General features: G+C 44.2%; 25 protein-coding genes. All 25 read right to left on the minus strand.

The genetic code is table 11. The features are described 5' to 3' along the window. Positions 1 to 119 precede the first annotated feature (119 nt). Entirely contained in the window at positions 120 to 869 is a 750-nt protein-coding gene (gene map / locus HY877_06985; GenBank protein MBI5300016.1) for a type I methionyl aminopeptidase, read from the minus strand. Continuing rightward, on the minus strand, positions 866 to 1,513 hold the full coding sequence (locus tag HY877_06990) for an adenylate kinase (protein ID MBI5300017.1): 648 nt from the start codon (positions 1,511 to 1,513) through the stop codon (positions 866 to 868). The genes map and HY877_06990 overlap by 4 nt, the downstream gene beginning before the upstream one ends. Further along, complete coding sequence (gene secY / locus HY877_06995) at positions 1,513 to 2,814, minus strand: preprotein translocase subunit SecY (GenBank protein ID MBI5300018.1); 1,302 nt, start codon at positions 2,812 to 2,814, stop codon at positions 1,513 to 1,515. The genes HY877_06990 and secY overlap by 1 nt, the downstream gene beginning before the upstream one ends. 27 nt (positions 2,815 to 2,841) lie before the next feature. Continuing rightward, complete coding sequence (gene rplO, locus HY877_07000) at positions 2,842 to 3,318, minus strand: 50S ribosomal protein L15 (protein MBI5300019.1); 477 nt, start codon at positions 3,316 to 3,318, stop codon at positions 2,842 to 2,844. Between the two features lie 3 nt (positions 3,319 to 3,321). Beyond that, a complete protein-coding gene (rpmD, locus tag HY877_07005; protein ID MBI5300020.1) occupies positions 3,322 to 3,522 on the minus strand; it encodes a 50S ribosomal protein L30 in 201 nt (66 codons plus the stop codon). After that, positions 3,512 to 4,045 carry a 30S ribosomal protein S5 gene (gene rpsE / locus HY877_07010; protein MBI5300021.1) on the minus strand — a complete coding sequence of 178 codons (534 nt, stop codon included), beginning with the start codon at positions 4,043 to 4,045 and terminating at the stop codon, positions 3,512 to 3,514. The genes rpmD and rpsE overlap by 11 nt, the downstream gene beginning before the upstream one ends. Positions 4,046 to 4,058: 13 nt before the next feature. Continuing rightward, the gene (gene rplR, locus HY877_07015) at positions 4,059 to 4,424 is read right to left on the minus strand and encodes a 50S ribosomal protein L18 (GenBank protein ID MBI5300022.1); all 366 of its coding nucleotides are present in this window, start codon (positions 4,422 to 4,424) and stop codon (positions 4,059 to 4,061) included. 5 nt (positions 4,425 to 4,429) lie between these two features. Continuing rightward, positions 4,430 to 4,981: a 50S ribosomal protein L6 gene (rplF, locus tag HY877_07020; GenBank protein ID MBI5300023.1), complete on the minus strand. Its 552-nt coding sequence runs from the start codon at positions 4,979 to 4,981 to the stop codon at positions 4,430 to 4,432. Between the two features lie 120 nt (positions 4,982 to 5,101). Further along, positions 5,102 to 5,500: a 30S ribosomal protein S8 gene (gene rpsH / locus HY877_07025; GenBank protein MBI5300024.1), complete on the minus strand. Its 399-nt coding sequence runs from the start codon at positions 5,498 to 5,500 to the stop codon at positions 5,102 to 5,104. A 9-nt stretch (positions 5,501 to 5,509) separates the two neighbouring features. Beyond that, positions 5,510 to 5,695: a type Z 30S ribosomal protein S14 gene (locus HY877_07030; GenBank protein ID MBI5300025.1), complete on the minus strand. Its 186-nt coding sequence runs from the start codon at positions 5,693 to 5,695 to the stop codon at positions 5,510 to 5,512. 11 nt (positions 5,696 to 5,706) lie between these two features. Next, a complete protein-coding gene (rplE, locus tag HY877_07035; GenBank protein MBI5300026.1) occupies positions 5,707 to 6,270 on the minus strand; it encodes a 50S ribosomal protein L5 in 564 nt (187 codons plus the stop codon). Positions 6,271 to 6,314: 44 nt separating this feature from the next. Next, positions 6,315 to 6,644: a 50S ribosomal protein L24 gene (locus HY877_07040; GenBank protein ID MBI5300027.1), complete on the minus strand. Its 330-nt coding sequence runs from the start codon at positions 6,642 to 6,644 to the stop codon at positions 6,315 to 6,317. Further along, a complete protein-coding gene (rplN, locus tag HY877_07045) occupies positions 6,644 to 7,012 on the minus strand; it encodes a 50S ribosomal protein L14 (GenBank protein ID MBI5300028.1) in 369 nt (122 codons plus the stop codon). The genes HY877_07040 and rplN overlap by 1 nt, the downstream gene beginning before the upstream one ends. A gap of 6 nt (positions 7,013 to 7,018) precedes the next feature. Beyond that, complete coding sequence (gene rpsQ, locus HY877_07050; GenBank protein ID MBI5300029.1) at positions 7,019 to 7,309, minus strand: 30S ribosomal protein S17; 291 nt, start codon at positions 7,307 to 7,309, stop codon at positions 7,019 to 7,021. Continuing rightward, positions 7,296 to 7,601 (minus strand): 50S ribosomal protein L29, encoded by a 306-nt coding sequence (gene rpmC / locus HY877_07055; GenBank protein MBI5300030.1) that lies wholly within the window; start codon positions 7,599 to 7,601, stop codon positions 7,296 to 7,298. The genes rpsQ and rpmC overlap by 14 nt, the downstream gene beginning before the upstream one ends. Further along, positions 7,483 to 7,911, minus strand: a complete 429-nt coding sequence (rplP, locus tag HY877_07060; protein MBI5300031.1) for a 50S ribosomal protein L16 — start codon at positions 7,909 to 7,911, stop codon at positions 7,483 to 7,485. The genes rpmC and rplP overlap by 119 nt, the downstream gene beginning before the upstream one ends. Before the next feature lie 100 nt (positions 7,912 to 8,011). Next, on the minus strand, positions 8,012 to 8,644 hold the full coding sequence (gene rpsC / locus HY877_07065; GenBank protein MBI5300032.1) for a 30S ribosomal protein S3: 633 nt from the start codon (positions 8,642 to 8,644) through the stop codon (positions 8,012 to 8,014). Positions 8,645 to 8,741: 97 nt separating this feature from the next. After that, entirely contained in the window at positions 8,742 to 9,074 is a 333-nt protein-coding gene (rplV, locus tag HY877_07070; protein ID MBI5300033.1) for a 50S ribosomal protein L22, read from the minus strand. 159 nt (positions 9,075 to 9,233) lie between these two features. Then, on the minus strand, positions 9,234 to 9,572 hold the full coding sequence (gene rpsS, locus HY877_07075; GenBank protein MBI5300034.1) for a 30S ribosomal protein S19: 339 nt from the start codon (positions 9,570 to 9,572) through the stop codon (positions 9,234 to 9,236). Next, a complete protein-coding gene (rplB, locus tag HY877_07080; GenBank protein ID MBI5300035.1) occupies positions 9,572 to 10,396 on the minus strand; it encodes a 50S ribosomal protein L2 in 825 nt (274 codons plus the stop codon). Before rplB ends, rpsS begins: the two co-directional genes overlap by 1 nt. A gap of 1 nt (position 10,397) precedes the next feature. Continuing rightward, positions 10,398 to 10,691, minus strand: coding sequence for a 50S ribosomal protein L23 (rplW, locus tag HY877_07085; protein MBI5300036.1), 294 nt, complete (start codon positions 10,689 to 10,691; stop codon positions 10,398 to 10,400). Next, positions 10,688 to 11,308 carry a 50S ribosomal protein L4 gene (rplD, locus tag HY877_07090; GenBank protein MBI5300037.1) on the minus strand — a complete coding sequence of 207 codons (621 nt, stop codon included), beginning with the start codon at positions 11,306 to 11,308 and terminating at the stop codon, positions 10,688 to 10,690. Before rplD ends, rplW begins: the two co-directional genes overlap by 4 nt. A 5-nt stretch (positions 11,309 to 11,313) precedes the next feature. Next, positions 11,314 to 12,060, minus strand: a complete 747-nt coding sequence (gene rplC / locus HY877_07095; GenBank protein ID MBI5300038.1) for a 50S ribosomal protein L3 — start codon at positions 12,058 to 12,060, stop codon at positions 11,314 to 11,316. 65 nt (positions 12,061 to 12,125) lie between these two features. Then, complete coding sequence (gene rpsJ, locus HY877_07100) at positions 12,126 to 12,446, minus strand: 30S ribosomal protein S10 (protein MBI5300039.1); 321 nt, start codon at positions 12,444 to 12,446, stop codon at positions 12,126 to 12,128. Positions 12,447 to 12,525: 79 nt separating this feature from the next. Beyond that, positions 12,526 to 12,641 (minus strand): hypothetical protein (locus tag HY877_07105; protein MBI5300040.1); only part of this gene is annotated, 116 nt, incomplete at its 5' end.

Here is a 12,641-nt window from a genome sequence, read left to right on the forward strand (position 1 = left end):
ATCGGACTCCGCAAACTCTTCGAGTTTGCTTCGCGGCCGGCTAAGCCGGCCTTGGGTATCGGACTCCGCAAACTCTTCGAGTTTGCTTCGCGGCCGGCTAAGCCGGCCTTGACCAAGAACTATTTCCAAGAACTTAAAACAACAGCGACGTTTTCCGTCAAAGCTACAGAATGTTCAAAGTGGACCGATAATTTTCTGTCTTTTGTCACCACGGTCCATCCATCTTCCAACGTTTCAACGTCCCATGTTCCTTCATTCACCATGGGTTCCAGAGCCAAAACCAAACCGGGTTTTAGTCGCACGCCGGTTCCTGAATCACCAAAATTCGGAACTTGCGGTTCCTCGTGCAAATCTCTTCCGATCCCATGCCCCACAAAATCCCGAACAACCGAAAAACCTTCTCCTTCAACATATTTTTGAATCGCCGCTGAAATATCGTGTACTCTGTTTCCCACTTTCATTTCACGAATTCCGATGTTCAATGCAATCTCACCTGTTTCCAAAATTTTTTTTGCCCCCGCGGAAATTTTTCCCACTGGAAAAGTCCATGCATGATCTCCGTAAAAACCCTCATAAAGAACACCGCAATCGATGCTGACGATGTCTCCTTCTTTCAACTTTTTGGAACCGGGAATTCCGTGAACCACTTCTTCGTTCACCGAAACACATAAAGTATGTGCATAACCGCGATAACCTTTGAATGCCGGTTTTGCCCCCGCCTTCAAAACAATCGCTTCGGCTTTGGAGTCCAATTCCAGCGTTGTCATCCCGGGATGAAGAAGTTTTTGCACCTCTTTCATTACAAGTACAACAATTTGATTCGCCGATCGCATCTTCTCAATCTCGCTTGGCGATTTCAAATAAATCATCTTATCAAAGAGCTAATGGATTCAAAAACTTTTGCAGGGCGCTGAGCTCCATCCACCGTCATTAACAACCCCTTCTCTTCGTAAAACTTAAGCAAAGGAGAAGTCTCCTTTGCATAAACTTTTAACCGATGACGGACTGTTTTTTCTTCGTCATCTTTGCGTTGCACCAAAGCACCGCCACATTGATTGCAGACTCCCTCTTTTATGGGAGCCCGGAATTGCAAGTGGTAGGAAGTGCCACAAGCACTGCATTGTCTGCGGCCCGTCATTCTGGTAACCGCATCTTCTTCCGAAACATTCAGGGCCACAACCACATCCAGCGATTTTTTTGCTTTTTGGAACCACTGCTCCAATCCCAATGCCTGTCCAACGGTTCTTGGAAAGCCATCCAAAATAAAACCATTCGCGCAATCGGACTTTGACATTCTCTCTTCCATCAATTCGAGAACAACCGAATCAGGAACCAAAGTCCCGCTTTCCAAAATCCCTTGAACCTTTTGACCCAGCGGTGTTTTGTCACGCACCGCCTGCCTAAAAAGATCCCCGGTCGTAATCCGGGGCACTTTCAAAGACTCCGCCAATTTTTCGGCCTGCGTCCCCTTACCAGCTCCGGGCGGCCCAATCAAGACAATGTTATAGACCATTAACGTCCCCTAAAACGTCCACCCCCCTTGGCTCCCAGAAATCCCTCGTAATGCCTCGAGAGCAGATGGGATTCTATCTGAGCCAAAGTATCCATGGCCACACCAACAAGAATCAAAAAAGAGGTTCCACCAAATGTCCGTGTCAAAGAATAAGGTATCCCAAGTTGATCCCCCAAAATATTGGGCAGGATACAAACAGCAGAAATATAAAGAGCCCCGCCCAAAGTAATTCTACTCAGAATTAAATCAATAAAATCAGCCGTACTCTTTCCCGGCCTGATTCCGGGAACATACCCTCCATGTTTTTTCAAATTTTCCGCCACATCAACCGGATTAAAAGCAACGGCGGTATAAAAATAGGCAAAAAAGATAATCAATGCCAGATAGAGCGCTGTATGAAACCAACCGCTTGACAGTGCCACAGCTACTTTCGATATCAATTCATTTTCTTTGCTGAATTGCGCGATTGTCGCGGGAAATAGAATCAATGAAGAGGCAAAAATTGGCGGAATCACACCGGCAGAGTTTACTTTCAATGGCAGATGAGATGCCTGAACTCCCATTAATTGCCTTCCTACAACCCGTTTAGCATATTGAATCGGGATGCGACGTTGCGCCCGCTCCATGTAGATAACAAACGCAATAATCAATCCAATCGCGGCAACCAAAGCGAGAAATCCGAAAAGATCACCAAATTGTGATTTATTTTGCCAAGCATCTCTAAAACCACTTGGCACGCGGCTGACAATACCCGTAAAAATAATCAGGGAAATACCGTTTCCAATGCCACGCTCCGTAATCATTTCACCAAGCCACATCAAGAACGTGGTACCGGCTGTTAATGTCAAAACAGTTGAGAGATAAAAAGCGGCGGGACTAATGCCCGGAGTAACAAAACCTTGGCTTCTCAAACCAAAACTGATGCCAAAGCCTTGTATCAAACTTAATACAACTGTTGCATAACGCGTATATTGCGTAATTTTGTGACGCCCCGCCTCCCCTTCTTTCGACAATCTTTCGATAGCCGGAACAGCGACGGTGAGAAGCTGAAAAATAATGGAAGCGCTGATATAGGGCATGATCCCCAGAGCAAACACGGAAAACTGCTCCAAGGCACCTCCTGAAAACATTCTAAAAATTTCAAAGACCGTATCTGATTTCAAAAAATTTTTAACCGCTTCGGTCTGCACCCAAGGGGTGTGGATAAAAATTCCCAACCGATAGACCGCTAACAATCCGAGAGAAAACAAAATTCTTTTTCTGAGCTCGGGTATCTTTGCAATATTCGCGACATCCGCCATATATAAAGTGCGTGAGTGCTTAAGTGTTTAAGTCAAAAACTCAAAAGTGCCGCCGGCGGCTTCAATTTTTTCCTTTGCCGAGCTGGAAATTTTATCCGCTTTAATGATCAAGGAATGTTTTAATTCGCCATTGCCTAAAATTTTCAGACATTTTGCTTTGTTTGATACCCAGCCATTTTTCTTGGCCAATTCCAGATTGACTTCCGTACCGACGGAAAGTAGGGCCAATTTTTCAAGATTGACGATACCAATTTCCTTAGTGGAGCGACTGGTAAAACCACGTTTGGGCAAACGCCGGGCCATTGGCATTTGACCCCCTTCAAAACCTATTTTGTGATAACCACCGGCACGCGCTCTCTGTCCTTTGTGACCTTTGGTTGCGGTACCACCATGTCCACTTCCATCACCACGACCAAGTCTCTTCGATTTTTTTCTTCGGGTCAAAGGACTCAATGTATTCAAAGTTAAAGTTTTTCTCGTTTTCTGTTTTGCTTTTGCTTCCATGACTTATTTTCCCTTCTTTGCGGTAACAATATTTACCAAATGAGCCACTTTAAAAACCATACCGCGATTCGCCGGTGTGTCTTTCAAGTCTTTCATCTGATGCAAACGACGCAATCCCAAACCACGAACCGTTGCACGCTGAGTCTCCGGACAACCAATTGGAGAATTAACTAACTGGACTGTAAAAATACCCTTAGTTGACATCGAGACCTCTCAGACGTTGCACCGTTTCTCTTGATCTTAATTGTAATAACGCATTCATTGTTGCTTTCACTACGTTGTGTGGATTGTTGGTACCGATTGATTTTGTCAAAATATTTTGAACTCCGACCGATTCAACAACGGCACGCACAGGACCTCCCGCAATAACACCGGTTCCTTTGCTAGCGGGTTTCAGCATCACAAGTCCTGCACCATAATGGCCGGTCACTTCATGAGGAATGGATCCTTCAAGCAGAGGAACACGAATCATCCCTTTTTTGGCTTTTTCAGTGCCCTTGCGAATAGCATCTGGAACTTCGGTGGCTTTACCTAAGCCAACACCGATGCGCCCATTTCCATCACCCACAACAACCAGAGCGGAAAAGCGGAAACGTCTTCCGCCTTTCACCACTTTGGCAACGCGGCTGATATGCACCACTCGTTCCAATAATTGAGGACCTTCTTCACGTGATTCTCTTTTGTCCGGTCTACCTCTACGATTTTTGTTTTGTCTTTTTTCAGCCATATTTTTTTATTCCTTAAAACTGCAATCCTGTTTCTCTTGCGCTGTCGGCCAAGGCTTTCAGCTGACCGTGGTAGCGGAAACCGCTACGGTCAAAAACAACTTTTTTAATTCCTTTTGACAAAGCTCTCTCTGCCAAAACTTTTCCAATTTCTTTGGCACCATCAAGAGTGGCTTTTACTTTTCCTTTTAATTGTTTGTCGACACTGGAACAGCTTGCCAGTGTTTTTCCCGCGGAATCATCGACCAATTGCGCATAGAGATGCTTCGCGCTTTTAAAAACACAAAGGCGAGGCTTTTCTGCATTGCCCGAAAGCTTTTCACGAGTTCTCAGTTTTCGTTTTAATCTACCTAATTCTCTTTTGCTGACTGCTTTTTTCATAAATTTTACCCGCCTGCGGCACCTGCCGCCGCTTTCCCAGCTTTACGCCGGACCACTTCATTTACATAACGAATCCCTTTACCTTGATACGGTTCGGGGGGTTTTAAACCACGAATATTTGCTGAAATTTGTCCCACCAGCGCTTTGTCACACCCTTGAATGGTAAGACGCGTTTGATTGTTTACCTGAATTTGAATCCCTTCGGGAATTGGAAACAACACCGGATGTGAAAAGCCCAAAGAAAGTTGTAACGCTTTTCCTTTTAGCTCGGCGCGAAATCCGACTCCCTGAATTTCAAGATCCTTCGAAAAATTTTTTGTAACGCCATCAACCATATTTTGAATTAAATTTCTTACCATCCCGTGTTGGGCACGGCTTAAACTGTCTTCCTGTTTACGGGTCACAACGACATTTCCGGTTTCCACAGCAACATGAACTAAAGGAGGAATGTTGAGAGACAAAGTTCCCTTAGGACCCTTGACAGTCAACTTTGTCTCCTGAATAGAGGCTTGCACCTCTTTGGCTAACACAATCGGTCTTTTACCCACGCGTGACATTACCAAACCTCCGTTATTATATCGGGGGGATCACTGCCCCATTCGCCTTCGGCGAATGCGGGCCCCATCCCCCCGCACCCCTTTCGCTCGGACCGGCAAAGCCGGATCCTCGCTCATTGATTACCAAACCTCTACCAAAATTTCTCCGCCCAATTTTTGATTACGTGCCTCTGATTCACTGACAACACCTTTGGACGTTGTTAAAATTCGAACTCCCAAACCACCGCGAAACGGTTTTAATTCCTCATAGCCGCCAAAAAAACGGCGCCCCGGTTTGCTGACTTTGCGGATATTGGTAATCGCCGCCGTTCCATCGGAAGCATATTTCAATGCAACCACAAGCGCTTTTTTTGTCCCACTTCCAACGGTTTCGAAATCGACTACGAAACCTTCTTTTTTCAAAACCTTCAACACCGACTCTTTGAAACGCGAATGCGGAATGGTCACCTGTTCATGACGCATCATAATGGCGTTACGAACTCTTGTCAGCATGTCGGCTAATGGATCTGTCATCATAATATTTTTCTCCTACCAGCTTGATTTCACAACGCCCGGCAATTCACCATTTAAGGCTTTTTTACGAAAGCAAAGACGACACATTCCAAACCGTCTAAAAAAAGCCCGTGCTCTCCCGCACAACGGACAACGGTTATAACCTCTTACTTTGAATTTAGGTTTGCGTGCCGCCTTCACCATTAAACTTGTCTTTGCCATGTTTTATTCCTTTATGCTTCTTTAAAAGGCATCCCCATTGCTTTTAATAATGCTTTTCCTTCGGCATTGGTTTTTGCTGTTGTCACAAATGTAATGTTCATCCCCATGGGGCGTTCCACACTGTCATATTGAATCTCCGGAAAAATAATCTGTTCCTGCAAACCCAATGTATAATTACCACGTCCGTCAAATGCTTTATTGGAAACTCCTTTGAAGTCTCTCACACGAGGCAAAGCAACGTTGACTAGACGATTTAAAAATTCATACATTCTTGCCCTGCGAAGCGTCAGACAACAACCAATCGCCTGGCCTTCACGCAATTTAAAATTCGAAATCGATTTTTTAGCTTTTGTGAGTACGGGTTTTTGTCCTGCAATCTGACCCAACTCTATTGCCGCCTTATCCAAAATTTTTGAATCCTGAGTGGCTTCCTTCATGGAGGTGTTCAACACAATTTTCACAAGGCGCGGGCACTCCATGATATTTTTATATTGGAATTCCTTCATCAATACAGGAATACACTCTTCCCGATACTTTTTGGTATAAGTGCTGGGTTCTTTTTTTGCTCGGTCCATGGTCCATGGTCCATGGTCCATAGTCGTTTTTTTCTTCTTCGTACTCATTTTTTATTGTCCAAATTCTCGCCACACTTGGCGCAAACTCTTGTCTTTGAATGATCCTTTAAAACTTTTGCTGAAACGCGAACCCCTTTTTTGCATTTCGGGCAAAAAGGCATCATTACAGAGAGGGGTAATGCCGCCTCTTTTTCAATAATCCCTCCCGTTTTTGTCTGCGATTGGGGACGCGTGTGGCGCTTGATCATATTAAGATGCTCCACCAGCGCTCTTTCTTTTTTTGTGATGATCGCCAGAATTTTTCCGGTCTTTCCTTTTTCGCGTCCGGAAATTACCTGAACGGTGTCGCCTTTTTTAATTCTTGCCAAACTCATTAGAGAACCTCCGGAGCGAGTGAAACAATTTTCATAAATTTTTTCGCCCTCAATTCACGAGCGACCGGACCAAAGATACGAGTGCCGATCGGCTCGCCTTGCTCATTAATTAGAACTGCCGAATTTTCATCAAACTTGATGTAAGTTCCATCGGGACGACGCGTCTCTTTTCTCACGCGAACAATAACCGCTTTTTTTACATCTCCTTTTTTCACTTTCGCATCAGGAAGCGCTTCTTTAACAGAAACAACGATAACATCCCCCAAATAAGCATATCGGCGCTTGGTGCCACCAAGCACTTTGATGCACATGAGGCGTTTGGCGCCAGAATTATCCGCTACATCAAGAATGGTTCGCATCTGAATCATTTTATTTTATTCCTTTAAAGCAATCTCTTTTCCAAAACCCTTTTTTATAATCGCGACAACCTTCCAACTCTTGCGACGACTCAAAGGTCTTGTTTCCTGAATTTCAACAACATCCCCTATTTCGCATTCATTTTTCTCATCATGAGCCAAAAACTTTTTGCGACGGCTGATATATTTTTTAAAATTTGGTTCCAAAACACGGCGTTCAATACGCACAGCAACTGTTTTGTTCATGGCATCACTTACCACAACACCGGTCTTTGTTTTCGTTTTTATGGCATTTTTATTTTGCTGCATTTTCACCTTTCTCTTTTAACACCGTCAAAAGACGGGCAATCTCTCTTTTTGTTTCACGAATCTGAGAGGTTTCTTTAAGTTGGCCCGTTGCCAGACGAATCTTAAGACCAAACAGAGTTCCCCTTTTTTCTACAATCAATTTCTCAAGTTCTTTTTTTGCTTTAGTACGCACCTCAGCTGGCTTCACGATAACCTCCTTCGCGCACAAGAACACGCGTACGGACCGGCAATTTGTGAGAAGCCAAACGAAGCGCTTCCAGTGCCAAATCCTTTGGCACTCCTTCCATTTCATACAACACGCGCCCGCGCTGGACGCAAGCGACATATTGTTCCGGAGCACCTTTTCCCTTACCCATTCTGACTTCCAAAGGTTTTTTGGTAATTGGTTTATCCGGAAAAATACGGGTAAACAATTTGCCACCCCGTTTGACATGGCGCGAAATAGCCATGCGGGCCGCTTCAATTTGTTTAGCGGTGACCCAACCATGTTCCAAACTTTGAAGACCAAAATCGCCGAATGCCAAATTGATACCACGACTGGCCATTCCGCGAACACGTCCTTTTTGCATCTTTCTATATTTTGTTTTCTTTGGTTGTAACATTTATAACTCCAAAAATTAAAAATCAAAAATCAAAAACACAGGTTAAAAATTAAAGATTTTTTATTTTTGATATGTGTCTTTAATCTTTAATTTTTGATCTTTAATTTGGCAACACTTCTCCTTTATATATCCAAGTTTTCACACCGATAATGCCGTAAGTTGTTTTGGCCTCGGCAAAACCATAATCAATATCGGCACGCAGTGTATGAAGCGGAACGGAACCCTCATGATACCACTCGGTTCTCGCCAATTCGGCACCAGCAAGTCTGCCTGAACATTGAATCTTGATTCCTTTGCCGCCAAACTTGAGTGTTGCCTGAACCGCTTTTTTCATAGCGCGGCGGAAAGCAATACGTCTTTCCAATTGCATCGCCACATTTTCTGCAACTAATTGGGCATCCAGTTCGGCTCTTCTCACTTCACGAATATTGACAGTTACCGCATCTTTTGTGAAACGTGAAACTTCTTGTTTTAACTGTTCGATGCCAGCCCCTTTTTTTCCAATAACGAGACCCGGTCTGGCTGTGTAAATATTAATCGTCACATTGTCCGAAGCTCTTTCAATTTCTATCAGGGAGATACCCGCACCAAACAATTTTTCCTTCAGATATTTTCTGATGGTGTGATCTTCACGAACCAGGCGTGGATATTCCTTGGGTTTAACATACCACTTGGAATCCCACGATCTGATGACGCCTAAACGAAATCCTTTTGGATGTGTTTTCTGTCCCATTTTTCTCCTGTGTTTACGTATTTATGTGCTCATGTATTCATGTGTTTATGTGCTCATGTCAACAGAGACACATGAGCACATGGGTACATGAGCACAATTATTTCTCCTCCAAAACAATTGTTATATGGCTGGTTCGTTTCAAAATTGTTGTTGCCGACCCTTTCGCGCGGTGCAACATTCTTTTCATTGTTGGACCGACATCCACGCGCAGTTCTTTGACGTAAAGATTATCAACATCGACGCCTTTTTCTTGGCTTGCATTCATAATCGCGGATTTCAAAAGCTTACAGAGCGGTTCCGCCGCACTGCGTTTTGAAAACGCCAAATAATCGAGTGCCGCACCCACTTTGTTCCCGCGTAGTGCTCCCGCCACAGCCCGAACCTTTCGGGGCGACATTCTCAAATGTTTTAAAACAGCTCTTTTAGACATATGTTTATCCTAAATGCCTATGCACTTGAGTCCTGTAAGAAAACCTTTGCCCTCTTTTGTCATCCCGCGAAGGCGGGGATCCAGTGATTTTAAGGGCTTCTGGATTCCGGCCTTCGCCGGAATGACAGAACGGGATTCAAATGCATAGGCATTTTTATCCTACTTTGCTGGCGCCGCCGGTTTTGGTGCTCCTCCTTCCGGGGCTGGAACCGCACCCGCCGTTGCCGGGGCCTCTTTGCGAATTCCACTATGCCCCTTGAAAATGCGCGTGGGGGCAAATTCACCTAATTTATGTCCCACCATGGATTCGGTCACGTAAACCGGAACGAATTTTCTCCCATTGTGCAAAGCAAATGTAAAACCGATCATATCGGGGAGAATCGTCGAACGCCGAGACCATGTTTTAATCACCGGTTTATTTTTTATATCTTTTGCTTTTGCCACTTTTTCCAACAAGTGATCATCAACAAAAGGTCCCTTTTTAAGCGATCGACCCATTATATTCTCCTATCCTTCAATATGTATTTCGTGGTCCGATTATTATTTCTTGTTTTCTTACCTTTTGTTGGGAAACCCCAAGGAGTCACAGGATGTCTTCCACCTTTTGTGCGTCCTTCACCACCACCATGTGGATGATCAACGGGATTCATTGCGGTACCACGAACGTGTGGCCGCCATCCCAAATGTCTTTGACGTCCCGCTTTTCCAATCACAATATTTTCGTGTTCGGCGTTGCCTACTTGTCCGATGGAAGCCTTGCAATCAAGTAAAATTTTGCGAATCTCGCCCGATGGAAGGCGGATCTGAGCATAAGGTGCGTCTTTACCGACCAACTGGGCAACCATTCCGGCAGAGCGAACTAATTTTCCACCTGCTTTGGGCTTCAATTCAAGATTATGGATTTCAGAACCGATGGGGATATTAGCCAGCGGCAAACAATTTCCCGGTAGTATATCAGCTTTTTCACCCGACATAATCGGTTGACCAACCTTTAAACCCACCGGAGCCAAAATATAGCGTTTGTCTCCATCCAGATAATGAATCAACGCAATATTGGCGCTACGATTCGGATCATATTCAACCGCAACCACTTTTCCCGGAACCCCTTCATTTTCTCTTTTAAAGTCAACTTTACGATACAAACGCTTGGCTCCACCTCCACGAAAACGCGAAGTAATACGACCGGTGTTGTTACGACCACCTGTGCGATTATATTTCTCCACAAGTCTTTTTTCAGGAGCTTTTTTTGTGATATCGGCGAAATCGGAAATTGTCATTTGCCGCACACCGGGAGACGTTGGATTAAATGATTTTACAGTCATATTATACCGCCTGAGCCTCAAAAATCTTGATGGTTTCTTTTTCCTTCAAACGAACAATCGCTTTTTTCCATGGGTTTGTTTTGCCGAAATGACGACCCACTCTTTTTCTTTTTCCTTCCATGTTCATGGTCCACACTCCAACCACGGTAACATTAAAAATTGTTTCAACCGCTTCGCGGATTAAATATTTATTGGCCCTTGGATCCACCGCAAAAAGATATTCATTCATCTTTTCTTTTTGAAGCGTTCCCTTTTCAGTAATCAACGGTTTGATAATGACGTCTTCTAATCTCATGACAATCTCTTCTCTAAAGCCTGTAACGCTTTTTCAGTGACAACTATTTTTTCAAAACGAATAATATCCAAAACATTCAAATTGGTAGAAGTAGTGAGCTCTATGTTCGGGATATTGCGAATTGATTTCCACAATTTTGGATCGTGCTGATCAATGACTACCAAGCATTTCGCAAGTCCCCATTTCTTTAATGTCTTCGCAATATTTTGTGTTTTTATTTCTTCACAGGGAAAATCGGAAATGACAATCAAATTTCCCTCTTTTTTTCTCAGCGATAAAGCCGAAATGAGAGCCTCTTGTCTCGCCTTCTGCGGAATTGTAGTGTGCCAATCTCTGGGCCTTGGAGGAAACGAAACACCGCCGCCTACAAAAATATTGGCGCGAATACCGCCGTGACGGGCATTCCCAGTCCCTTTTTGGCGATAGATTTTTTTCGTCGACCCTCGAACTTCACAACGAAATTTCGCTTTGACTGTGCCTTGGCGTTTGTTCGCCAAATAAATTTGAACACAATCAAAAAGAAGTTGTTGGCGAACGGGCGCACCAAAGATGGCTTTATTTAATTCAACCTTCTTTAATTCCTTGTTCTCTGGACTTAATACCGCTTGTGTTAACATAATCGTCACTCTACCTTCGGTGTTTCTGTTATAGGGGCTTGCGTCGCCCCCTCCAACGGCAAAGCCGTTGGAGCCTCCCCCTCACGTTCGCTTTGCTCACTTTTCTTGTAACGTGTTTCAAAATCTTTCGCGCGATTAAAAACAACAATCAAACCATTTCTTGTTCCGGGAACCGCACCTAGGAGCAACAGAAGATTTTCTTCCGGTTTGATTCCAACCACGGTGAGATGACGCATCAAAACTTGATCATTTCCCATGCGACCGGGCATTCCCATATTTTTCATAACACGACCGGGCCAAGTTCTCATACCAATGGAACCGGGACGGCGGTGAAAACCGGAACCGTGACCATCGGGTCCACCATGTTTTCCTTCTTTTTTGATGACACCCTGAAAACCACGACCTTTGGTAACTCCCTGCACATCAACAACATCTCCGGCGCGAAATGCCTGAACCGTAATCTGTTGTCCCACTTCAAATTGTTCGGGGTCAGACACTCTTGATTCCTTCAAAGTTTTGGAATAATTTTTCAAACCCTTCTTTTCAAAATGACCCTTCAAGGCTTTAGTGACTCGATGGGTTTTTTGACTGGCAAAACCAAACTGAATGGCATTGTACCCATCCGTCTTCACTGTTTTCTTTTGAACAACAGTGCAAGGTCCCAACTCAACAACGGTGACGGGAAATACAATTCCCTCTTCATCGAAAACCTGAGTCATTCCTTTTTTTGTTCCAAGCAAACCAAGTGTCATATTAACTCCGCAAATTCTACGAATTTGCTTCGCGACCTAGCAAAGCTAGGTCTTGATAAAGATTCCTAAAGCATTTTAATTTCAACTTCGACGCCGACCGACAAATCAAGTCGCATTAACGCGTCAACAGTTTGTTGATTCGGATCCAAAATATCCAGCAAGCGTTTGTGTGTTCTGATTTCAAACTGCTCTTGGGAACGTTTGTCCACATGTGGCGAACGCAAGACGGAATATTTTTCAATCCGTGTTGGCAAAGGAATGGGGCCTGCAATGCGTGCACCCGTTCTTTTCGCCGTGTCGACAATTTCCAGAGCGGATTGATCGAGCAAACGATAATCAAACGCTTTGAGTCTTATTCTAATTTTTTGCCCTTCATAGGCTGCCATATAAATCCTGTGTTCACGTGCTCATGTGTTTATGTGCTCATGTCAACAGGAACGCATGAGCACATGAGCACAATTATTATTATTCCATGATCTCCGTTACGACTCCGGCTCCTACTGTCTTTCCACCTTCTCGGATCGCGAATCTTAATTCCTTCTCCATCGCTATCGGTGTGATTAATTCCACTGTCAGTGCCA

Source organism: Deltaproteobacteria bacterium (assembly GCA_016213065.1).
GTDB lineage: Bacteria > UBA10199 > UBA10199 > SPLOWO2-01-44-7 > SPLOWO2-01-44-7 > JACRBV01.

Coding starts and splice junctions, on each gene's coding strand:
- map (MBI5300016.1), bottom strand. CDS start 869: ATGATTTATTTGAAATCGCCAAGCGAGATTGAGAAGATGCGATCGGCG.
- HY877_06990 (MBI5300017.1), bottom strand. CDS start 1,513: ATGGTCTATAACATTGTCTTGATTGGGCCGCCCGGAGCTGGTAAGGGG.
- secY (MBI5300018.1), bottom strand. CDS start 2,814: ATGGCGGATGTCGCGAATATTGCAAAGATACCCGAGCTCAGAAAAAGA.
- rplO (MBI5300019.1), bottom strand. CDS start 3,318: ATGGAAGCAAAAGCAAAACAGAAAACGAGAAAAACTTTAACTTTGAAT.
- rpmD (MBI5300020.1), bottom strand. CDS start 3,522: ATGTCAACTAAGGGTATTTTTACAGTCCAGTTAGTTAATTCTCCAATT.
- rpsE (MBI5300021.1), bottom strand. CDS start 4,045: ATGGCTGAAAAAAGACAAAACAAAAATCGTAGAGGTAGACCGGACAAA.
- rplR (MBI5300022.1), bottom strand. CDS start 4,424: ATGAAAAAAGCAGTCAGCAAAAGAGAATTAGGTAGATTAAAACGAAAA.
- rplF (MBI5300023.1), bottom strand. CDS start 4,981: ATGTCACGCGTGGGTAAAAGACCGATTGTGTTAGCCAAAGAGGTGCAA.
- HY877_07030 (MBI5300025.1), bottom strand. CDS start 5,695: ATGGCAAAGACAAGTTTAATGGTGAAGGCGGCACGCAAACCTAAATTC.
- rplE (MBI5300026.1), bottom strand. CDS start 6,270: ATGGACCGAGCAAAAAAAGAACCCAGCACTTATACCAAAAAGTATCGG.
- HY877_07040 (MBI5300027.1), bottom strand. CDS start 6,644: ATGAGTTTGGCAAGAATTAAAAAAGGCGACACCGTTCAGGTAATTTCC.
- rplN (MBI5300028.1), bottom strand. CDS start 7,012: ATGATTCAGATGCGAACCATTCTTGATGTAGCGGATAATTCTGGCGCC.
- rpsQ (MBI5300029.1), bottom strand. CDS start 7,309: ATGCAGCAAAATAAAAATGCCATAAAAACGAAAACAAAGACCGGTGTT.
- rpmC (MBI5300030.1), bottom strand. CDS start 7,601: ATGAAATGGAAGGAGTGCCAAAGGATTTGGCACTGGAAGCGCTTCGTT.
- rplP (MBI5300031.1), bottom strand. CDS start 7,911: ATGTTACAACCAAAGAAAACAAAATATAGAAAGATGCAAAAAGGACGT.
- rpsC (MBI5300032.1), bottom strand. CDS start 8,644: ATGGGACAGAAAACACATCCAAAAGGATTTCGTTTAGGCGTCATCAGA.
- rplV (MBI5300033.1), bottom strand. CDS start 9,074: ATGTCTAAAAGAGCTGTTTTAAAACATTTGAGAATGTCGCCCCGAAAG.
- rpsS (MBI5300034.1), bottom strand. CDS start 9,572: ATGGGTCGATCGCTTAAAAAGGGACCTTTTGTTGATGATCACTTGTTG.
- rplB (MBI5300035.1), bottom strand. CDS start 10,396: ATGACTGTAAAATCATTTAATCCAACGTCTCCCGGTGTGCGGCAAATG.
- rplW (MBI5300036.1), bottom strand. CDS start 10,691: ATGAGATTAGAAGACGTCATTATCAAACCGTTGATTACTGAAAAGGGA.
- rplD (MBI5300037.1), bottom strand. CDS start 11,308: ATGTTAACACAAGCGGTATTAAGTCCAGAGAACAAGGAATTAAAGAAG.
- rplC (MBI5300038.1), bottom strand. CDS start 12,060: ATGACACTTGGTTTGCTTGGAACAAAAAAAGGAATGACTCAGGTTTTC.
- rpsJ (MBI5300039.1), bottom strand. CDS start 12,446: ATGGCAGCCTATGAAGGGCAAAAAATTAGAATAAGACTCAAAGCGTTT.